Source organism: Bacillus spizizenii TU-B-10, assembly GCF_000227465.1.
Taxonomy (GTDB): Bacteria; Bacillota; Bacilli; order Bacillales; family Bacillaceae; genus Bacillus; species Bacillus spizizenii.
Genome location: NC_016047.1, coordinates 314,903 through 336,833 on the forward strand (window position 1 = coordinate 314,903; position 21,931 = coordinate 336,833).

Consider the following 21,931-nt stretch of genomic DNA (forward strand, 5'->3'; position numbering starts at 1 on the left):
GACTCCTTGAACAAAGAGAAATCACATGATCTTCCAAAAACATGTAGGAGGGGACGATTGAAAGTCCCCTTGAAATTGGACTTTCTTCGTCTCCTTTTACAATCTTAGGAGGAAGAAAAATATGTGTGGAATCGTAGGTTATATCGGTCAGCTTGATGCGAAGGAAATTTTACTGAAAGGGTTAGAAAAGCTTGAGTACCGCGGCTATGATTCTGCTGGTATCGCTGTTGCCAACGAACAGGGAATTCATGTGTTCAAAGAAAAAGGACGCATTGCGGATCTTCGTGAAGTTGTGGATACCAATATAGAAGCGAAAGCTGGAATTGGCCATACTCGCTGGGCAACACACGGCGAACCAAGCTATCTAAACGCTCACCCGCATCAAAGCGCACTTGGCCGCTTTACACTTGTTCATAACGGCGTGATCGAGAACTATGTTCAGCTGAAACAAGAGTATTTACAAGATGTAGAGCTCAAAAGTGACACCGATACAGAGGTAGTTGTTCAAGTAATCGAGCAATTTGTCAACGGAGGTCTTGATACAGAAGAAGCGTTCCGCAAAACACTTACACTGTTAAAAGGCTCTTATGCAATTGCTTTATTCGACAACGAAAACAGAGAAACGATTTTTGTAGCGAAAAACAAAAGCCCTCTATTAGTCGGTCTTGGAGATACATTCAACGTCGTAGCATCTGATGCGATGGCAATGCTTCAAGTAACCAACGAATACGTAGAGCTGATGGATAAAGAAATGGTCATCGTCACTGATGATCAAGTTGTCATCAAAAACCTTGATGGTGACGTGATTTCACGTGCTTCTTATATTGCTGAGCTGGATGCCAGCGATATCGAAAAAGGTACGTACCCTCACTACATGTTGAAAGAAACGGATGAGCAGCCTGTTGTGATGCGCAAAATCATCCAAACGTATCAAGACGAAAACGGCAAGCTGTCTGTGCCTGGCGATATCGCTGCCGCTGTAGCGGGAGCGGACCGCATCTATATCATTGGCTGCGGAACAAGCTACCATGCAGGACTTGTCGGTAAACAATATATTGAAATGTGGGCAAACGTGCCGGTTGAAGTGCATGTAGCGAGTGAATTCTCTTACAACATGCCGCTTCTGTCTAAGAAACCGCTCTTCATTTTCCTTTCTCAAAGCGGAGAAACAGCAGACAGCCGCGCGGTTCTTGTTCAAGTCAAAGCGCTCGGACACAAAGCACTGACAATCACAAACGTACCGGGATCAACGCTTTCTCGTGAAGCTGACTACACATTGCTGCTTCATGCAGGCCCTGAAATTGCTGTTGCGTCAACGAAAGCATACACTGCACAGATTGCGGTTCTTGCGGTTCTTGCATCTGTAGCTGCTGACAAAAACGGCATTGATATCGGATTTGACCTCGTCAAAGAACTCGGTATCGCTGCGAACGCAATGGAAGCTCTTTGTGACCAGAAAGACGAAATGGAAATGATCGCCCGTGAATACCTGACTGTATCCAGAAATGCTTTCTTCATTGGACGCGGCCTTGACTACTTCGTATGTGTCGAAGGCGCACTGAAGCTGAAAGAGATTTCTTACATCCAGGCAGAAGGTTTTGCCGGCGGCGAACTGAAGCACGGCACGATTGCCTTGATCGAACAAGGTACACCAGTATTCGCACTGGCAACGCAAGAGCACGTAAACTTAAGCATCCGCGGAAACGTCAAGGAAGTTGCCGCTCGCGGAGCAAACACTTGCATCATCTCACTGAAAGGCCTAGATGATGCGGATGACAGATTCGTACTGCCGGAAGTAAACCCAGCGCTTGCTCCGTTGGTATCTGTTGTTCCATTGCAGCTGATCGCTTACTATGCTGCACTGCATCGCGGCTGTGATGTTGATAAACCGCGTAACCTTGCGAAGAGTGTTACTGTGGAGTAAGTTGTTTAACCCCTTTGGTTATTTTAGCCAAAGGGGTTTTTATTTTAGAGGTGATTTTTTGTACGGATCTCATTTATCAAAGATGAGGACAGGCGCCTTATAATGGTGCAGCAACGAGACATTTATCAACGTCAAGATTCATAAAAATGATGTATCGTGCGTGTCTTCTTTTTTCACAAGCAAATATGTGGGTTCAGTTAAGACATCGATGCAAGAATTACCTTCTTATGTAATTTCTCTAGCTAACAAAAATGTAGTAGATCAAGAGAAACAGTATGAGAAGAGACTGGTGATTGATAAGTTCCGATAAAAAAGGTTTTAAAGGAAGTGACATCTACGGGGAGTTTGGGCAAATTGTAAGCGGTGAATATTGTCATATTAAAGATAGATCGTCAAACTCCGTATTCCAACATCAAATTATACTCTACTGAATTAGAAAATGAGTTTTTGTTGACAATGTTTAAAATTTAGCATATCTTATACTTAACTTAATAATCGGTTCAGATGTTTATTTTCGTTTGTTAAATTATTAGGTCTTTAGCATTCTTTCAACTACTCTTGACAGGATGAAAAAGTATCCTAATTTAAATGAAAGAGAAACATAAGTCGATTCGTTTGATAATCAGGCACTATATTAAAATGGAACGATGATTTCATTCTTTTAGAAGGAAGTTAAAACATAGCATAAAGTAAAATGACCAATAATAAGGTAGCTCTTCAAAAAACTTCGCAGAAGTTAGTTGAAGTGAAGCCGACAATTTTCAAGATTCAATGATCTAAAATCATCATTGAAATTTTGAAGTTGTCGGTTTTTTTGTTGGGAAAAAATAGAGATACTTAAAATTTGTATTAAATTATAGAAAAATAGGATCTGGTTTAAAGGTCTTTTGAGCAATAACGACATTTAAAAAGGGAGAATTTGAAATGTTAGTTTCACTGAATTTGTCATCATTGTTAACATTATTTTTTATTATGCTGATTGCTTCTGGGATAAGTGGATTATTGTTTTTACATCCACGCGTACCCTTGCGTTTTGTTCGCATTCATATTGGGATCTTGGCTTTACCACTTTTGGTTTCCTTGGTGATTCTTGCCAATAGGAGTGTGAATGGAAATATTGGCCCTTGGCACTTAGATTCCTTAGCTTGGTTAATGACTTTCTTTGTTTTGGCAATTGGTCTCATCATTCAGCGTTTTTCTGTACGGTACTTAATGGGTGATCGATCTTATCGCAAATATTTTACGCTTTTTACTTTCACTACAGGTGCTGCTTCACTTGCATGGTTAAGTGGTGATCTCCGCTTGATGGTTATATTTTGGGGAGCAACTCTTGCCGGTTTAACCTTACTTATAAGATTAAACAGTGCTTGGCAAGTGGCTAGTGAAGCAGCCAAGGTTTCTGGCCGATTATTTTTGTTAAGTTGGTTTTCTTTGTTTTTGGCGATAATGTGGCTTTTTTATGCCACAGGTCAATGGCAGTTATCATCGGTTTTAACAAATGAAAGTTTAGCTGAGCTGGGGGAATGGAAGAGAACAGGGATTCAGCTATTGATTGTATTAGCAGTAATCATTCCCGCAGCTCAATGGCCATTCCAGAGATGGTTAATTGAGTCTATTGTTGCTCCAACTCCTGTTTCTGCGATTATGCACGCAGGTTTAGTAAATGCAGGCGGGATTATACTAGCTCGATTTTCACCTCTATTTAATGGTGGTATAGCTTCGATTATTTTACTTCTGCTTGCTAGCATGTCTGTATTGATTGGAACTGGTATTAGTTTAGTCCAGGTTGACTATAAACGCCAGTTAGTAGGCTCCACGATTGGACAAATGGGGTTTATGCTCATTCAGTGTGCATTAGGAGCCTATATAGCAGCCATTATTCATCTTATTTTACATGGTTTATTCAAAGCTACGTTGTTTTTACAAGCTGGTTCAGCAGTAGGGCGTCATGAAGGATTGACTCGCGCTAATAAAGGAACATCCTATTTATGGATCATGGCTGGTTGGATTTTATCCTTAGCTATAGGTGTTGCTTTTTGGCTCGTTGCTCCTGGAGAAGGGTATCAATTCATTAGTGCGCTAATTTTAGGGTGGTCATTGTCCGTTTCTTGGACTCAGCTCGTAGCTTTTGGTGAGGGAAGAATTGGCCGAATTGCTGGCTTAACATTTTTAGGAGGAGCAGCCTTTGTATATTTTATCATTCATAACCTCTTCTATAAGTGGCTGCATACAACCGTTTTTCAAAGTGTTCAACCTCCAATGCCAGCTGTCATGATTGTCGTATGTCTCTTGCTATTTGGTAGTGCTTTAGGTACGTGGGTTGCTCGTCATCGTTCTTCCGTTTTTTTCGCGGTACTCTATCTTTGGTTAGTTCGATTAGGTGAAGCAAAACCAAAGTCAGTAGAGAGTCACCCAGACTACCTTAAACAATATATATCATAAGGAGCTAATCTGAGATGGGCATTACATCCGTATTAACGAAAGAAAATGTAAAAAAGAAAGATACAGATATTGATGTTCAAGAAAGTGATCTTAACGTTTTCATTGAATCTGCCAGCCGAGTGATTGCACCACTTTGGCCTATTTCTACATTTGCTGCACGTAATCCGTGGATGGGACTTGAAAACCAACCTTTTGATCAGGTTGCAAATTGGTTGAAACATACTCGTGATGTTGATATATACCCTAGTGTGTCTATGATCCGTTCAGCAAAGAATAAAGGTGAGATAGATGAAGATTTTGTAAAAATGGGGCTGCAGCGTTGGCTTGATTCACATTCCTTTAACATCCCGCGGGACGTGGCAGAGCGATTTTGTCATGCTGGATTAAAATTAGATCCACTGCCTTCCACCCTTTTATCATCACATCAGCTGGAGAAATTGGTAAATGAATGTAGTGGACTGAAGACGGATCATATCGAGAATTTTTTTATGCAACCAATAAGTTCGTATATAGAGAATCAAGACGGAGAAAGGTTAGTTAATATACTTGATCATCATGTTATCAAGTGGTGTAAATTATATCTGGATGACTCTCAAGCAGGTTGGACAATGCCTAATCGTGAGGAAGGTTTCTATCGTGCCTGGCAGCATCTCATTCAATATGATCCAGCACTTAGTAAAAAGCAGCGTAAAAGGTTAAAAGGTTGGCCACAAGAGGCGCATTTGGCTTTACAAGAAGCCTTATTCGCACTAGAAATCCCAGAATCAAAAATCCAGACTTATCTTGAAGGTCATTTACTTTCCTTACCTGGATGGGCAGGGATGATGCTTTGGCGCTCCCAACAATCGAGCCATGAACATGCACTCCTAACAGAATATTTAGCGGTTCGAATATCCATGGAGTGGGCTCTTATAAAGCCATATTTACCTTTGAATAATCAACGGTCTGAGAAAAAAATTTCGATTACTCCCCTTTTAGCAGCTTGGATTCATTGGGGGGGCCTTACATTAGAGGAATGGTCACAGATGTCGGCCAATGAACAAAACGAATATTTATCATTTGCCTATAGTTTTGATGAGAAACTTCGCAGGAAACTTTGGCTAGAAGCTTGGGAACAAACACACACAGATCGATTAAGTCAAAAGATCGTCTCGAAACAACGTGAAACCAACGGTAAAAAATCTGCATTAGCTCAATTAGCATTCTGCATCGATGTACGATCAGAACCTTTTCGTCGTCAACTAGAAAAAGAAGGCCCGTTTGAAACGATTGGTATTGCTGGTTTCTTCGGGGTGCCGATTGCAACTTGTGAACTTGGCAGTAAACATAGTCATGCCTCCTTGCCGGTCATACAAAAACCACAACATAAAATAAAAGAGTTCGTAGATGACGAGGTACTCGAAAAATACAACCAACGCAAGCAAGCAGTTCATTCCGTAAGCTATACATTTAAAACGATGAAACAAAATGTACTTACGAGCTTGCTTCTACCTGAGCTAAGTGGACCTTGGCTTAGTCTGCAAATGGTAGCACGCAGCTTTGTACCAAGAAAAACGGATCGTTTCATTCGTAATCTCCGTGAGACTTGGTTACGTAAACCTGATACAAAACTCTCGCTTCATCATGATTATGACACAGAGGCAAAAATACCTGTGGGTTTTACTGAAGAAGAAAAAGTGAACTATGCTCGGCAAGCACTAAAAATGATGGGATTAACAGAGAATTTTGCACCCTTAGTCGTGATTTGCGGGCATGGTAGTCAAAGTACCAATAATCCTTATGCTGCGGCTCTTGATTGTGGTGCCTGCGGTGGAGCGGCCGGTGGATTCAATGCAAGAGTTTTAGCTGCTTTATGTAATCTTTCAGAGGTAAGAGAAGCTCTTTTAACTGAAGGAATTAAAATCCCTGAAGATACGGTTTTTGCTGCCGCTGAACATAATACAACGGTGGATGAATTACATTGGCTTTATGTACCAGAACTTTCCGAAACTGCACAGGAAGCATTTGACCGTATCGAAGCTATTATGCCGAAAGTGAGGCATAACGTAAATGCAGAACGTCTAGCCCAATTACCGAATTTCCAATCGAAACTTAAAAATCCGAAGGCAGAGGCACACCGATTTGCGGGAGATTGGAGTGAGATACGTCCGGAATGGGGATTGGCTCGTAATGCCGCTTTTATTATCGGCCAACGTGAACTAACTAAGGATTGTGATTTGGAAGGTAGAGCCTTTCTTCATAATTATGATTGGAAGCAGGATGAAAGCGGTGAACTCCTAGCAAATATTATTGCAGGGCCTGGAACTGTGGCCCAGTGGATTAATTTACAATATTACGCATCAACGGTAGCACCTCATTATTATGGCAGCGGAAATAAAGCAACTCAAACCGTTACTGCAGGTCTCGGAGTTATGCAAGGGAATGCAAGTGACTTGTTAGCCGGACTGCCTTGGCAATCCGTCATGCAATCAGACCATGAGGCTTATCATTCTCCTCTACGTTTGTTGATCGTCATCCAAGCACCTAGAGAACATGTAGAACGATTATTAAATAAAGACTCAGTATTTCTGCAAAAAGTTCAAAATGGATGGGTTCGACTGGCTAGTGTTGATCCAGAAGGACATTGGGAAAACTGGTAACTGCTAAAATGATTTCAAATATATTTGTTACTAAATCAAAAAGAGGTGGGCAATATGAGTGTAGATAAAAATAAAAAAGTATTATTTTTGACGGACATGGAAAACGGGCTGGAGCCCATTCTACAAGAAGTGACTCATACTCCAGCAGAAAATATGTTGACGATACAAAGCTATGGTGCCGATATCTCACATCCTTACGGAGAAATCATGAGGTCTGTTATTATTGCAATTTATCAGGAAGATGTTGAGGAGGTTTTTGTTGTAGGAACAAAAGATAAGAGGACTTCCACAGGTCATGTACGAACTCAACTTGAAACAATGAAAGATAAACTACAAACATTGGATTATCTTTTTCAAAATTGCAGGCCTGAATTTTCAGGCGGTACATTCGATAAATGGCTAAATGGAAATGAAAATAGCAGTGACGCTATTGAAAAAAGTGTTGATATCATTCGTCATCATCCATTAGTGCCGTCATATGTTAAAGTTCGAGGTTTAATCGTTAATCAAAAGGATGGACAATCCTCAATTGAGGAGGTCCCTGCTATTAAAACAGCGTCAAGCGTTACCTGATCATTGCTTGTCATGATGAAATGATAGATGTGCACCCATGTATTGAAAAAAGCAGTTCTAAGGAGAATGTATGGACTCTAATTTAACTGATTTTGTAATGAAAACAATAGAGGAAATGAATCCGTTTGATCGTGAAAATATAGAATGTATGAAAAAAGTAATTAGAAAAGCAATTGATTTTTATCATTTAAAATCGTATGAAGAAGTTGAGGAAACTCATGTAGGAAGCGTTCGATTTTTGCATGTACACTCTATGATGGAAGAAAATATGTTATCCAAAATTGTAGTGGTCACAAGAAACGGTAAAACTGATTTGGATATTGAAGGTGTATATGAAGGACATGTTGTAAGAGAATATTAATGAGACGAAATAACAATAGAAGATGCCAATTTTTTTGCCAGGAGATGTTTTATATATGAAAAAGTCGAAGGGTTCTTTTGAATCAGAGATCAGTAAGTCCATTACTCAATGGGAGAAGGATTATCTTGGGCGTGGGTCTGTATCTGTTAAGACTGATATACTGCGGGATATGATCATCGTTAATTTAAAAGGAATTTTAACACCAGCTGAATATGCAGTTTGTGGATCAAAAGAGGGTATGTTATCTATCAAACAAACGCGTTCGGAGTTAGTTGAATCAGGTATAGAAGGTCTTAAGGATATTATCCTAACGATAACTGGAGAAGAAGTGAAAAGTTTTCATACTGATTTAAGCTCTCGGACAGGTGAACGAGTGATGGTATTTAAATTATGTAATGATCTAGAGAAAAATTTGGAAAAGATCTTATAATATAAAAAAGGGAAATGTTTATGAACACTACTATTCAAGCCTGATAGAGGGCTGAAACATTCTGGTTATTCATATGTTGTAATATTTTACTTTTTTAAACAAGACGGAATTTATTGTGAATTGAATATTACCTGCCGCTTCTTTTGTTTTACAGTTATGGCATCATTGATGATTTTTTATTCATAACCTAAGCGGACGTGAAGAGATATCAATTAATAATACACTGTCTTGTTATTCCTGTCGAAAGATCTAACATCCGCCTTTGTTACGAGCGGATGTTTTTTTACATCTATTTAAAATACATGAATTTGATGCTGGTGATTAGTCACTTGAACATATTAAATTCATTTAACTGAAAAACATCCTTGTCACCTGACGGGTTCCCCCAATAGTTTAATGATATGATTATGAGACCAATTTCGTAAAGCTTGATGATAAATTTAAGCGGGGAACAAAATTGATATGCTGTCTTCAGTTTCATTTCATGGAATTAGTCAGAGATAAAGCTTTAATTATGTATATCCAAAAAACGTATTGACGTATCGGAATTTAACGATATAATAATCGTATGGAACCAATTGAAGTATTCAAAGCCTTATCAAATGAATCAAGGCTGCAAATTTTGCAATGGCTGAAGGAACCTGATCGTCATTTTGCACCCCATGAAGGGATTGATATGAACACAATCGGGGTATGTGTCAGTCAAATAACAGACAAATTGAAAATGACGCAATCGACGGCTTCCCAATATCTCACCATCCTTTTAAGAGCCGGCCTTATTAAGGCGGAACGAATCGGAAAGTACACGTATTACAAAAGAGATGAAGAAGCCATTGGGAAACTTGCTGACCTTCTTAAAACAGAGATATAAAAATAAACATCAAGAGATGTTTATTTTTACACCATACATATCGACATATTGCGATGTGTTTATTTTTTGAACTAACATATCGATATTTCGTGATATGTTGTTTTACTAATGATTAAGGAGTGAATGTTTTATGTCTAACACTTGGAAAATTTATATTTTAGCCATTGTCAGTTTTTTAGTCGGAACTTCAGAGTACATCATTTCCGGAATTTTGGATCACATTGCTCATACACTCGGGATAACCTTGGCTGCCGCGGGCCAGCTCATTACAATTTTTTCACTTGTATATGCTCTTTCCACACCCGTACTTATGGCGTTGACAGCAAGTATGGATAGACGCAAATTGATGATGTATGCCCTCGGTTTGTTTGTGTTCGGCAATGTCCTGGCTTTTGTACTGCCTGGTTATGGATGGTTTATTGCAGCGCGGATCATTATGGCGATGGGAGCAGGTGTGGTTGTTGTCACCGCATTAACGATTGCCGCTAAGATTGCATCGGAAGGGAAGCAGGGCAGTGCCATCGCTACGGTCGTGATGGGATTTACCGCTTCTTTAATCATTGGTGTTCCGCTTGGAAGAATGATAGCAGTAGCATTAGGCTGGAAGTCTGTATTTGGTGCAATTGCTTTGTTGGGGTTGATCGCAATGGCCGTTATTTTCTTTACTCTTCCGCATACTGGAGGAGATAAACCTGTACCTTTGCTTCAACAGCTTGCTCTTTTCAAAAAACGGAAAGTGGCTATGGGATTATCAATCACTTTCTTCTGGCTCGGGGGATATTCTGTTGCTTATACCTATCTGTCACCGTATCTCTTGAACATCTCAGGTATAAACGGCAAGCTGCTTAGCGGTGTTTTGCTTATATTTGGAATTGCCAGTTTGGTTGGATCGAAGTTTGGGGGATATAGCACCGATAAATGGGGAGTTCCCTTTACACTCATTGGCGGGATGACATTGCATATCGTCACACTGATTCTGCTGTCATTTGTCACTCATTCCTATATCGGAGTGTTGGTGATTCTCATATTATGGTCGTTTGCCGCATGGTCCACCGGTCCGACACAGCAATTTCATCTAGCTACAATAGAACCGGAAATGTCAGGTGTTTTGCTTAGCATTAATCAGTCAATGATGCAATTCGCCATGGCGGTCGGCGCAGGAATAGGAGGGGTTTTTGTGGAAAACGTATCATTAGCCTCGATTACCTGGATTGGTGCGTTAGGGGTTATGATTGCAATTATTGCATCATTGATGATTTTTCATTCACAACCGAAACAGACGCTAAAAGATATCAATCAATAACACACTGCTTTGTTTTACTTCATAAAATTCAATGGGCTCATTTTAAAAAATCTAACATCCGCTCGTAAATACAAGCGGGTGTTTTTTACAAGCTGTTCAAAGTCCATCCATATGCCTTCCAAGGGCAGACATCGTTCTGTATGTGTCGAAGGCGCACAAAGAGATTTCTTAAGGCTTTGCTGGCGGATAGGTGAAGCACGGCACGATTTGATCGAACACTGGCAACACAAGAGCACGTAAACCTAAGCATCCGGGGAAATGGCAGAGAAGTTGCCGCTCGCGGAGCAAACACTTGCACCATCTCACTGAAAGGCCTAGACGATGCGGATGACAGATTTGTATTGCCGGAAGTAAATCCAGCACACAGCAGATGCGAGATTACATTTAAAATGGCAGCCGAGTTTCTTATAGTAGTAGGACTGATACTAACTGATAAACTAGTTAACACTAGTATATGATGTCATTATGTTCAGTTTGTTAGGCGTTTTATTAGCTCCTCACAGGAATATTTACAGTGTTTGTGGTATTTATACGTTAATTGGAAGTTAATGCGCTTACTGATATATCTTTGTGGAAAATATGCTGAGTGTCTGTTATCAAACGAGAGAGGGGCTCTTTTATGAAATCAAATGGGGATGAATTGTCGCTGTCTGTTCAGAATTTAGAGAACACAAATGAGATCACGATTGTTCAAGCGATAGGGGAGTTAAAGAAATCAGGAAAAGATGCAATACCTGTTTTGGTTGAGGCCTTAAAAGAGGAAGGCTCTTTGCGTAATATCGCTGCGGCTGTTTTAGGTGAGTTTGGGGAAGATGCGGGTGAAGCAGCGGAGGAGCTGTCATATTTATTAAAAAGTCATGCTGAAGATACAAGAATGGCTGCGGCCATTTCACTCATGAGAATTGGGAAACCTAGTCTGCCGTTTGTCATCAAAATCGCTCAAGAAAGTGAAGGGCAATCAAGCTTTTGGGCATCCTGGTGTATTGCATGGATCGATCCGTCTTGCATTGAACCGAAGATGTATGAATGCCTAAAACGCGAGCATGAACATCCTTCAGGAATGGTTGCTCCGTTTGCAGCTGAAGAGGCATTAGGAAAGCTGATTGCTTTTAAGTTGAAAGATACGGAGGATTGAAATTAGGATAGTAGGTGTTGTAGTTTTGTATCGATAAGCGGTAAAAATGAGAATGAGGAACTGTTATCTCTATTTAGTTCCCGTGAAATTAGGGGAAATGAAAGGACGATAAATTCTTATTGGAGGTTGGCAGCCTTTTCTAAGAGAAAGATATGGAGAGAATTTCGAGGCTGCCGCTTATTTTTATTCTTATTTTTCCTAAAAAAGTTTAATCTTTCACTGACAGGACAATACATTCCTTAATGAGCTCCCACCTATCAAGAGCATTTATGGTGAATTCTGATGCGATCACTACGACTAGATCTTTCTCCGGAACACAGCAAATCACATTACCGCCATCTCCTAGTGCTGAGTATGAGAAAACACCTTCCTCTTCACGCAGCCACCATAGATAGCCGTAGTTATTAGCGTTCATCACTGTTGATTCGTCAATCCATGATGCGGGAACAATCTGCTGATTGTCCCAACAGCCGCGGTTTATATACAAAAGACCAAAACGTGCCATATCCCGCGGAGTCAGCGTCAGCCCCCATCCTCCGGTTGAGTTTCCATCCGGGTCGTTCACCCACCCCCTCACATGTTTACCGAATAAATCGTCAAAGCCGAATGATTTCATTTCATAATTCGGGATTTCTTTCATGCCACTTGGTTTAAACAAGTGTTCGTTGGCAAATTCGCGGGCGTTTTTGCCTGTGCTGCGGGTGACGATGGCTGACAGCAGATGCGCGCCTGCGGTGGAGTATTTAAATGTGCCGATTGTGCCTTCTTGACCCAGCATATTCAGCGTATAGGTGATCCAATCAGGCTGCATGCACATCTTGTCGAGTGGTTCGTGCCAGTCTTCAAATGGATAGGGAGCTGTCATCGTGAGAAGGTGGCGTATGGTGATATCTTGTATTTGTTTATTAGGAGGACCCGGGACATATTCCGGGAAAAAGTCGAGTGCGTTTTGGTCGACACTTTTGATGTATCCTCCATGTATCGCAATTCCAATGAGAGCCGATAAGATACTTTTGGTTACTGATGCTACATGATGCGTATCAGTCGGTCCATAGCCATGATAATAGCGCTCATAAGCGATGTATCCATTTTTCACAACTACAATACCGTTAATATTGCTGTATCGGGACTTTATTTTAGGGTCAAGCTCAGACAGTTTTTTGGCGTCCATCCCCAAGGCTTGCGGGTCTGCAGTTGGCCAGTCGTTTCTTTTCATGACAGTTACCTCTCTTTTTTCTTTATTGGAAAATACACTTCAGTCACGATATCCTCTGGCACACCAGCTTGCTGGTGATCGGTTACATACACTTCATACGGTGATTGGGCCAAATCATAGCCTTCATCATCGACCCATTCCCTCAGCTTAGCGTATACCGAGGTCAATTCTGCATATGGGCCCTTTAAAACAGACTTTGCGCAAAGGCTGCCGTGCAGATATCTTGTCTCCCTTACCGTCTCCTCTATTGGAATCGCAAACTCTGTATCATTGCCGGCAGGGTTGTACTCAGGGCTGTGATAAATGGTCATGGGCGTACCGAGCAAGGTAAGTTTATTAACCGCAATTCTTTCATATAGCCTGCTAAAATACTTCTCATACCCTAAGGCGTAGTCATCACTGCTCATCATTTGGCGTATATAAAGGATGTTCATTGGCTGGGTTTCGGAAAGCTCTACTTCTATATCGTCAAGCCATGACATCATTGATTTGCCCATATCTGCACGCAGAATGTCTTGGTTCAATTGTGTAAGCGTATATTCATAAGCATGGATCTTTGCCTGTACTTCTTTTCTTTTTCTCTGAAGGCCGAAAATTAGTTTTTCTTCTGCCTGGTTCTCTTCTACATTGATCATGGTTTTAATTTCTTCCAGAGAAAAATGATACGACTTTAAACGGTTAATCAAGAGCATTTCCTTCAGCTGCCTGATAGAATAATATCGATATCCATTTTCAGGATTAATATCTTCGGGGTGAATGAGCCCGATTTCATCATAGTATCGCAGTGTTTTTGTTGATACTTTGCATATCTTTGAAAATTCACCGATCGATAGCAAGTGATCACCTCCATGCTCCAAATGTACACCTTTCCGTAAGGGCAAAGTCAAATGTCAAAATAAAATCTTTCCAAAGTTAATCAGAAATTTATTTTCATATCGTATCCTTTCCGTATCACGTGAAAGGAGCATCATATGAAAACATTATGGAAAGTCTTAAAAGTCTTTTTTGGCAGCTTGGCTGCTTTGGTTTTGCTTGTATCCGTCTCCGTTTTTATTTACCACCATTATCAATTAAATAAGGAAGCAGCACTGTTAAAAGGCAAAGGCACAGTAGTCGATGTTGATGGTAAAAAGATAAATGTATATGAAGAGGGAAGCGGGAAGGATACGTTTGTGTTTATGTCCGGTTCGGGGATCGCTGCGCCTGCTTATGAGATGAAAGGTTTGTACAGCAAGTTTTCAAAAGAAAATAAGATTGCTGTTGTTGATCGGGCTGGTTATGGATACAGTGATGTGTCTCATGATGACAGAGATATTGATACGGTACTGGAACAGACGAGGAAAGCGCTTATGAAAAGCGGAAATAAGCCTCCTTATATTTTAATGCCTCATTCCATATCCGGGATTGAAGCCATTTATTGGGCTCAGAAATATCCTAAGGAAATCAAGGCCATTATTGCGATGGACATTGGATTGCCCCAGCAGTATGTCACGTATAAATTGAGCAGGATCGACAGACTGAAAGTGAGAGGGTTCCACCTGTTAACCTCGATTGGTTTTCATCGGTTTATGCCTTCCGCTGTATATAATCCTGAGGTGATTCGGCAGTCGTTTTTAACTGATGAAGAAAAAGAAATCTATAAAGCCATTAACTTTAAGCAATTTTTTAATGCAGATATGGAGCATGAGCTTTTACAGTCTTATCAAAATGGCAGCAAATCTGTGAATCTGCCGGCGCCAAAAGAAACTCCCGTCTTGATTTTAGATGCGGTCTCTGACCAAAATAGAAATTCAAAGTATGCCATACAAAACCGAAAAGATTATGAAGCGTTTGCGGCTCAATTCAATACAGCCGAAATAAAGGAACTAAGAGGAACACACAGTATTTATTTATATCAGCCTGATCAAATATATAAACTTTCCATGGAGTTTATGAGAAAGGTTCGCTAGGATGAAGGGTTATCATATTTTAATCGTGGAAGATGATGTGACGATTGGTGATCTACTGCAAAAGATTTTGCAGCGTGAGGGATATCATGTGATGTGGAAAACAGATGGAGCGGATGTGCTTTCGGTGATTCAGAAGGTGGATTTGGTCATTATGGATGTGATGCTGCCGGGTGAAGACGGATATCAAATGTCTGCTAAAATCAAAAAGCTGGGGCTGCGCATTCCAGTCATTTTTCTCTCGGCCCGCAATGATATGGACAGCAAGCTCCAAGGTTTGCAGATCGGTGAGGATTATATGGTAAAGCCTTTTGACCCGCGAGAGCTGCTATTAAGAATGCAGAATATGCTTGAGCACTATTATGGCACTTTTACGCAAATCAAACATTTGTATATTGATGCGGAAACCAAAAAAGTGTTCAATGAAAGCCTGCATGATGAGGTGCTGTTTACTGCGATTGAGCGGAAAATTTTCTTTTATTTATATGAAAATAGAGACAGCACCCTGACAAAGGAACATTTCTTTGAATATCTGTGGCAGCTCGAAGACAGAAACCCGAATATCGTCAATGTGCACATTAAAAAAATCAGAGGCAAAATCAAGGATCAAGCGGGTGAGATTATTGAAAATATATACGGAGAAGGGTATCGGCTGAATACCGTTGTGAAGAAATGAAGCTAAAGACAAAATATCAGTTGTTATTGTTTACAGCCGTCATTAGTGTTCCGGTACTGTTGCTGGCGGTTAGTATTTTGATGTCGGTGATTTATGACAGCATGTTTAAACCGATGAATCATGGTATGCCTTTTCACAGGTCGTTTGCGTATCCCGCAATGATCGTTGTATTTTTGCTATCACTCTTATTGTTAGCTTTTTTATTTTCAAAGTCGATTCATTCTCTGCTGCATAAAATCAATCTGTTAAATCAAACCATTCGACACCTGGCGAGTGATCAAAAGGTGCCAGATAAAATAGAAGTGAAACGTGCTGATGAAATCGGGGAACTGATCAAGTCGTTCAATTTGTTAATTGAACGAACGACATACCGTGAACTGGAACTAAGGCAGCAGGAGGAAATTAAAAAGGAGCTTTTGCAAAAACTGCGGCATGACATTAATACACCTTTAACCGCTCTCAGGCTGCAGTTATTTTATTTGGAAAGCCAATGTCATGATCAGGCCGTATTTGAATCATTGTATCAGCAAATCCACTATATCGCGGAATTAACAAATGAATTCAACCTATATTCCGCTGAGACGTTAGAAAGTTCTTATATCATAAATGAAGAAGTGAGTCTAAACGAGCTGTTAGAAACAGCAGTTAAAAAGTGGGATTATTTATACAGTATGAATGGAATTGGGCTGCACTATAAGCCGGCAGATCAAGATGTGATATGGATGAGCAACCGGTTATGGATGCAAAGGCTGTTCGATAATATTTTTCAAAACACGTTAAAGCATTCAAAAGCTAAAAAAATGGAAGTCACGATTGAACATGGGACTGTTTCTATTTGCGATGACGGTATTGGATTTGATCGGAATGAGAACAGTGAGGGGCTTGGATTAAAGATTATTGATGATATATGCAGGCTGCTTGCGATTACTTATGAGTTGCAGACAAATGAGAATGGAACGAGGTTCTTGCTTTCAAAAGAGTGACCCCGCTGATGTTTTTCTTTCTCCTATAAACTCTATATAATAGGAAGAAAGAAATGGGGTGATCAGCGTATGTTTAAAAAAATCATTAAAACGATCAAGCACCTCTCAAGCAGCTCGAGTGATCGCTATCGCAAACACCGGCATTACAGCAGCAGCCGGCGCCGGCATTACCGAAGCTACAGCAGCAGCTCAGGCAAAAGAAGGAACTACGACCGTTATGGCGGCAGTCATCGCTACAAGCGCCGGAGCTACAGCAGCAGTTAATCTCAAAAAAGTTCTTGTTCCGTCTTGGGACAAGGGTTTTTTTTATGTGACTGATTGAATCGCGCGGTTCAGGTCTTCGCGAATCAATGCGGTGTGCTGGTACTCTTCATCGATGCCCAATAATTTTTTCAGCAGCAAGGTTACTTCTTTCGTCAGCGTTAATTCCTCCAGCCAAGTGCCGTTTTTCTTCTTTTTTCCTTTATATTGAGAGTACAGCAGGAATAACAGTGTTTCTCCGAGATCGAAGAAGTCATCCTGTTTCCTCACCTTTACTTCCTCCGTTTCTTCAGGAGTCAATTGCTTTGCAAGGCCGAAATCGATGAGGCAGAGCCTGCCGTTATTGATAATCATATTAGGCGTTCTGATGTCGCTGTGAAAAATCAGGCGTTCATGCAGGTATTCTACAATCTCAAGCAGCTGTGAAATCAGCTGTAACGCCATAAGCTCTGTAAACGGCTGTTTTCGAAAAAATAATAATTCTTCTATATTATTTCCCTCAACCAGCTGCATGACATAATAAGCCTGTCCGTCTATGATGAAATCTTCTATGAAGGCCGGGATTTGCGGGTGGTGAATACTTTTGAGCAGTTTTATTTCCTGCTGGAACCGGACTCTTTCTTTTTCCTTTTTCGCTTTTGTCGGCCGGAGCTGTTTTAAGACATAAGATGTTTGAGTATGGACATCGGTGCACAAATAAACCAAGCCATAGCCGCCCATTCCGAGGCATTCTTCGATTCTGTATTGATGATTTAGGATAACGCCGTCCTTTAGAGGGCGGTCAAAAAGTAGCTTTTTGAGCTGTTTTAATGCCATGTCTGCACTTCCCTTGGTTGTACTGATTACAGTTTATCAAAACAATTGTATTCTAGGCTAAAAATAAAAAAGAGCCGGCTCATGGAATTTGAACCAGCTCAGTATGAATTAAAACTGCTTTGTGACATCGTATTCATAATCTATTTTTGCTTTTACATTACTCATCGTCGATTTAGCAGTTGCTAATGTATTATATTTAAAACTCCATACCTTAGCGACACTGAGTTGATCTGACAATGATATATCATAAGACCCTGACGTCGAGCTATTCACAAGTGCACGGCGCCATTCGTTATTTTCACTCGTCATGATGAAGTGGCGTGTATTTCCCTGGCTTGGTGTTTGAGTGGCGGTTGTTTGGACTCTAGTTACAATGGCATCGCGCGGTATTCCAGATTGGTTTGTTAAATCAGCCTTGATCACGCTGGAGTCAGAACCTGAGGGGCTAAGGGTAGTATTTCCTTTATTTTCAGCAACGCCGCTGAATTGGAACGTTCCGCTGCCGGATTTGATTCGGTCTTCAATTGAAAGTGTGAAATACATGTTCCCGGTATAGGTGCCGCGTGACACTTTCACATAGAAGGTATCCGTCGTGTTTTGGGCGTCAGCATTGGCATAAATAAAAGAAGAGAACGTATTAGGATTAATCACTTCTGTGCCTTGTGAAACAGGTGCTCTGTTCTTATCGTAAATTTCAATTTTCATCCCTGTGTACGCGCTCTGGTGTGTACTTCTCACGTATACTTTTTCTCCCTTATAAGCTGTAAAAGTGAAATAGGCTTCATCTTGTCCGGCTTCCAGTATCGTTGTATCGATATTCTTATATTTCCAATATCCGATTGGTGCTGCGGTATCAAATGAATTGTTTCCTGTAATAGCAGTGACTCCGGCAGCTGATGCCGAATAAGTAAAGGTGAATAAGACAGCCAGCATAATAGCGAATGGAAAGAGCCATTTTTTCATCATGTAAACAACCTCCTTTTATTTCCATCATACATAATAATATTTTAAGTGTAAATAAATGTTTTTTGAGGTTAATATATACATTGGTGTTGCCGATAAAAAGAGTAAGAGAGAATTGTTCAGGAGGGAACCCAATGCGTCTGAATCGGCTATTTATCCGTACCCAGCTGATGGCACAGAACATATTCAATAGGAATGCGGCTGTTACACGCGAGAATACGTCTGAAAATACAGCAGCGGTGCTGGAAAAGGCATACAGCAGGCTTGAGTCACGATCTTCAAATGAGGGAATCAAACAGTTCAATTATTCTAAAACCAGCGTGGCGGGAAACAGCGGGACTTTCAGCAAAGTGTATCAATCTGCGAATGATCGAACAGTGATAGATACAGGGGAGGAAACAGTGATTCAATCCAAGAACCCCTATGTATCTGAGAGTGATATCAGAATCAAAATACTAAATGAAAAATACAGCAGGATGAATGCGATTAACAAAACGAAGTCTGATCCATTAGGCTATATAAAGGATAAGTATCAAAATGCAAAGTCTCCTTATTACAGAAGTGATCTGTCAGCTGCAGAAAGACAGGCTGCTTACGATAATGAAACAGAATGGCTATTCAAAGGTAAGGCCCAAAACTATAATCTGCAGGATGCCGCATTTCGCAATGTCACGTTTAATGGGGAAGTGGAGGCTGAGAATGCTAAGGTGTATCAGCGAAGCCAGGTTAACCAGCAGCTGCAAGTGCTGTTGAACCGAAACCATATTCACATTCCGCAGGGGACAGAGCTGACGTTTACGATTACGCCGATTGACTATAAGGTACAGGTGAGCGGGACAGGCGATCAGGCACTGATTGAGCAAATTGAGCAAGTGCTGCAATCTGGAGACAACAGCAAAGAGCTATTTTTACATATCATGAAAAGCCTAAGCGGTGATTCAACACAATTTTCCGAAGAGGCATATCAAAAGTATCAAGCTGCTCGTGAGATGTATGAAGTCACAGGCTATCATTTGAAGGATTTAGAAGTGATTGATGGGCGGTACGTAACGCCTGATGGACGTGACTTATTAGACGTATATAAAGAAGAGCTTGAAAAAGATCCTGTGCAAAAACAAACGGCTTCTTATGCTATATCCCACTATCGTTCAGAGCTCAGTAAAATGGCGAAAGCCGGGTATGATGCCATTCCGGATTTTATCCTATCAATTGATTACAGCAATGGATCTCTGAGAGATGTGGGGCAAAGCAAGAGCTATGGCACCGGAGATACCGATTGGCTTAAGACATTAAGGCACCAAACGGGTGTGAATGATTAGAAAGCTGTTCATTGTGAACAGCTTATTTTTTATGAGAATTTAAGGTAGAAATATGATATTCATATTTAAATCATTTCATTATATTTATATAAAATATTTTAAGCGAAGTTTTAATTAAAAACTCTGAATAATGTGTTTGCCTGAAAAAAACAATTGTATTTTCTAGAGAAATTTATTATGATGAAATAAGTAATTTTGGAGATTATATAACAATTTTAAGTTTGAATTTTCTGATTGTTATAACTGATTGGTGAGAAAGATGTGGAGGCAAGCAGGCCTGCTGTTTTCTCATTTTCGAGTATTTTGTAAGAGGGGGAAGAGGAATGGCAAATAAAGAATTAAAGAGGGGCCTGGGCGCGCGTCATATTCAGATGATCGCCTTGGGCGGTACGATCGGTGTCGGCTTGTTTATGGGCTCAGCCAGCACCATTTCATGGACTGGCCCGTCTGTCCTTCTGGCTTATGCAATATGCGGAATTTTTATCTTTTTTATTATGCGTGCGATGGGTGAAATGCTGTATGTCGAACCGAGTACGGGTTCTTTTGCGACATTCGGCCATCAATATATTCATCCGCTGGCAGGTTATATGACAGCATGGAGCAACTGGTTCCAGTGGATTATCGTCGGCATGTCAGAAATTATCGCTGTCGGTTCATATATGAAGTATTGGTTCCCGGATTTGCCTGCTTGGATACCTGGTATCGTGGCAATGGTGATTCTTGGTGCGGCGAACTTAATTTCTGTTAAGTCGTTTGGCGAGTTTGAATTTTGGTTTGCGATGATTAAAATCGTGACGATTATCTTGATGATTATTGCGGGATTCGGGATTATTTTCTTCGGGTTTGGCAACGGCGGAGATGCGATCGGCTTGTCGAACCTGTGGTCTCATGGAGGATTCTTTGCAGGCGGTTTCTCTGGATTCTTCTTTGCGCTGTCTCTCGTCATTGCGGCCTATCAAGGGGTTGAGCTGATCGGGATTACAGCCGGTGAAGCGAAGGACCCGCAAAACACGCTAAGAAGTGCGATTCAAAGTATTATCTGGCGTATTTTGATTTTCTACATTGGCGCTATTTTTGTAATCGTGACCGTGTATCCTTGGGATGAGCTCAACTCACTCGGAAGTCCGTTCGTGTCTACGTTCTCGAAAATCGGAATTACGGCAGCGGCCGGCATTATTAACTTTGTCGTCATTACTGCGGCAATGTCCGGCTGTAACAGCGGTATTTTCAGTGCAGGACGCATGCTTTATACACTGGGTGTAAATGGACAAGCACCGAAACTCTTTAAGAAGATTTCACGCAATGGTGTGCCGTTGTATGGGACAATTGCGGTGCTGATCGGTTTGGCTGTCGGTGTTGTGCTGAACTATATCGCGCCTCCGAAGATCTTTGTCTATGTATACAGTGCAAGTGTGCTGCCGGGCATGATTCCTTGGTTTATCATTTTGATCAGCCACATCGGATTCAGAAAAGCGAAGGGTGCTGCATTAGATAAACATCCATTCAAAATGCCGTTTGCACCTTTCGCAAACTATGTGACGATTGCTTTCTTGCTGATGGTTCTGGTCGGTATGTGGTTTAATGATGATACTCGTATCTCTCTGATTGTAGGCGTGATTTTCTTAGCGCTTGTGGTCATTAGTTATTATGTGTTTGGGATTGGCAAACGTACGCAGGCCAATTTGACCAAAAGCGGCCGAGCGGCTGAATAACCATAGAAAAAGAGACATTCACGGATGTCTCTTTTTTTATTTTTCGTGTATGGATTTTCCCCATTTTAGCAAGCTATAGGATAAAGATAGCAGAAGGAAAGGTGTGCATAAAATGGATGTTACACTCGGTTATTTGCGCGAATCACTTTCAAATCATCTTGAAAATGAAGTCTGCCAGCAGATTTGCAAGAAGATGCTGGCGAAGCGGTATGTGAATGAAGAGGAATTTGTAAAAGACTTAGATGACAATGAAATGTCTTTTTTGAACCATGTATTAGAAAAAGAAATTAAGTATGCGCAGAATGAACAGGATCAAAAACGGGCTAAGGAATTAAACGAGGTGTATGAATTACTGCTTTGA

Annotated in this window: 19 protein-coding genes and 2 pseudogenes; 17 read left to right on the forward strand and 4 right to left on the reverse strand. The window is 40.8% G+C overall.

The features are described 5' to 3' along the window. The first annotated feature begins 121 nt into the window (after window positions 1–121). From glmS to GYO_RS23505, 10 genes and pseudogenes are all read left to right on the forward strand, one after another. Window positions 122–1,924, forward strand: coding sequence for a glutamine--fructose-6-phosphate transaminase (isomerizing) (gene glmS / locus GYO_RS23465; RefSeq protein ID WP_014112450.1), 1,803 nt, complete (start codon window positions 122–124; stop codon window positions 1,922–1,924). 924 nt (window positions 1,925–2,848) lie between these two features. Next, a complete protein-coding gene (locus GYO_RS23470; protein WP_014112451.1) occupies window positions 2,849–4,366 on the forward strand; it encodes an NADH dehydrogenase subunit 5 in 1,518 nt (505 codons plus the stop codon). A gap of 14 nt (window positions 4,367–4,380) precedes the next feature. Continuing rightward, window positions 4,381–7,005 carry a DUF2309 domain-containing protein gene (locus GYO_RS23475; RefSeq protein ID WP_014112452.1) on the forward strand — a complete coding sequence of 875 codons (2,625 nt, stop codon included), beginning with the start codon at window positions 4,381–4,383 and terminating at the stop codon, window positions 7,003–7,005. Window positions 7,006–7,059: 54 nt separating this feature from the next. Further along, a pseudogene (locus GYO_RS23480) lies at window positions 7,060–7,594 on the forward strand (carbonic anhydrase). Window positions 7,595–7,648: 54 nt separating this feature from the next. Beyond that, on the forward strand, window positions 7,649–7,939 hold the full coding sequence (locus GYO_RS23485) for a DUF6407 family protein (RefSeq protein ID WP_014112454.1): 291 nt from the start codon (window positions 7,649–7,651) through the stop codon (window positions 7,937–7,939). A gap of 55 nt (window positions 7,940–7,994) precedes the next feature. Continuing rightward, entirely contained in the window at window positions 7,995–8,369 is a 375-nt protein-coding gene (locus GYO_RS23490; RefSeq protein ID WP_014112455.1) for a Na-translocating system protein MpsC family protein, read from the forward strand. A 568-nt stretch (window positions 8,370–8,937) separates the two neighbouring features. Continuing rightward, entirely contained in the window at window positions 8,938–9,240 is a 303-nt protein-coding gene (locus GYO_RS23495; protein ID WP_014112457.1) for an ArsR/SmtB family transcription factor, read from the forward strand. Between the two features lie 130 nt (window positions 9,241–9,370). Next, window positions 9,371–10,543: an MFS transporter gene (locus tag GYO_RS23500; RefSeq protein WP_014112458.1), complete on the forward strand. Its 1,173-nt coding sequence runs from the start codon at window positions 9,371–9,373 to the stop codon at window positions 10,541–10,543. Window positions 10,544–10,761: 218 nt separating this feature from the next. Then, window positions 10,762–10,905, forward strand: a pseudogene (locus GYO_RS44025) (hypothetical protein); the annotation flags it as partial. A gap of 257 nt (window positions 10,906–11,162) precedes the next feature. Beyond that, window positions 11,163–11,678 carry a HEAT repeat domain-containing protein gene (locus GYO_RS23505; protein WP_014112459.1) on the forward strand — a complete coding sequence of 172 codons (516 nt, stop codon included), beginning with the start codon at window positions 11,163–11,165 and terminating at the stop codon, window positions 11,676–11,678. Between the two features lie 208 nt (window positions 11,679–11,886). Here the strand turns inward: GYO_RS23505 and GYO_RS23510 are convergent, their stop codons facing one another. Both GYO_RS23510 and GYO_RS23515 read right to left on the reverse strand, forming a co-directional pair. Beyond that, window positions 11,887–12,894, reverse strand: coding sequence for a serine hydrolase domain-containing protein (locus tag GYO_RS23510; protein WP_014112460.1), 1,008 nt, complete (start codon window positions 12,892–12,894; stop codon window positions 11,887–11,889). A gap of 5 nt (window positions 12,895–12,899) precedes the next feature. Continuing rightward, window positions 12,900–13,730, reverse strand: coding sequence for a MerR family transcriptional regulator (locus GYO_RS23515; protein ID WP_014112461.1), 831 nt, complete (start codon window positions 13,728–13,730; stop codon window positions 12,900–12,902). A 135-nt stretch (window positions 13,731–13,865) separates the two neighbouring features. On the opposite strand from GYO_RS23515, the gene GYO_RS23520 reads away from it, so the two are divergent. Genes GYO_RS23520 through GYO_RS23535 form a run of 4 tightly spaced genes read left to right on the forward strand, consistent with a single transcriptional unit; the run spans window position 13,866 to window position 16,821 of the window. Continuing rightward, entirely contained in the window at window positions 13,866–14,843 is a 978-nt protein-coding gene (locus GYO_RS23520) for an alpha/beta hydrolase (protein ID WP_014112462.1), read from the forward strand. Between the two features lies 1 nt (window position 14,844). Further along, window positions 14,845–15,516, forward strand: coding sequence for a two-component system response regulator YbdJ (ybdJ, locus tag GYO_RS23525; RefSeq protein WP_014112463.1), 672 nt, complete (start codon window positions 14,845–14,847; stop codon window positions 15,514–15,516). Beyond that, the gene (gene ybdK / locus GYO_RS23530) at window positions 15,513–16,499 is read left to right on the forward strand and encodes a two-component system sensor histidine kinase YbdK (protein WP_014112464.1); all 987 of its coding nucleotides are present in this window, start codon (window positions 15,513–15,515) and stop codon (window positions 16,497–16,499) included. Before ybdJ ends, ybdK begins: the two co-directional genes overlap by 4 nt. Before the next feature lie 58 nt (window positions 16,500–16,557). Beyond that, window positions 16,558–16,821 (forward strand): hypothetical protein, encoded by a 264-nt coding sequence (locus GYO_RS23535; RefSeq protein ID WP_041520838.1) that lies wholly within the window; start codon window positions 16,558–16,560, stop codon window positions 16,819–16,821. Here GYO_RS23535 and GYO_RS23540 read toward each other — a convergent pair. Continuing rightward, window positions 16,806–17,576, reverse strand: a complete 771-nt coding sequence (locus tag GYO_RS23540; protein WP_014112467.1) for a serine/threonine protein kinase — start codon at window positions 17,574–17,576, stop codon at window positions 16,806–16,808. The two genes, GYO_RS23535 and GYO_RS23540, sit on opposite strands and share 16 nt — an antisense overlap. 108 nt (window positions 17,577–17,684) lie before the next feature. Beyond that, window positions 17,685–18,542 (reverse strand): hypothetical protein, encoded by an 858-nt coding sequence (locus tag GYO_RS23545; RefSeq protein ID WP_014112468.1) that lies wholly within the window; start codon window positions 18,540–18,542, stop codon window positions 17,685–17,687. 131 nt (window positions 18,543–18,673) lie between these two features. On the opposite strand from GYO_RS23545, the gene GYO_RS23550 reads away from it, so the two are divergent. The 3 genes from GYO_RS23550 (at window position 18,674) to csgA (ending at window position 21,931) form a co-directional block, all read left to right on the forward strand. After that, on the forward strand, window positions 18,674–19,858 hold the full coding sequence (locus tag GYO_RS23550; protein WP_014112469.1) for a DUF4885 domain-containing protein: 1,185 nt from the start codon (window positions 18,674–18,676) through the stop codon (window positions 19,856–19,858). A 323-nt stretch (window positions 19,859–20,181) separates the two neighbouring features. Next, on the forward strand, window positions 20,182–21,570 hold the full coding sequence (locus GYO_RS23555) for an amino acid permease (RefSeq protein ID WP_014112470.1): 1,389 nt from the start codon (window positions 20,182–20,184) through the stop codon (window positions 21,568–21,570). 112 nt (window positions 21,571–21,682) lie between these two features. Further along, window positions 21,683–21,931 carry a sigma-G-dependent sporulation-specific acid-soluble spore protein CsgA gene (gene csgA / locus GYO_RS23560; RefSeq protein ID WP_014112471.1) on the forward strand — a complete coding sequence of 83 codons (249 nt, stop codon included), beginning with the start codon at window positions 21,683–21,685 and terminating at the stop codon, window positions 21,929–21,931.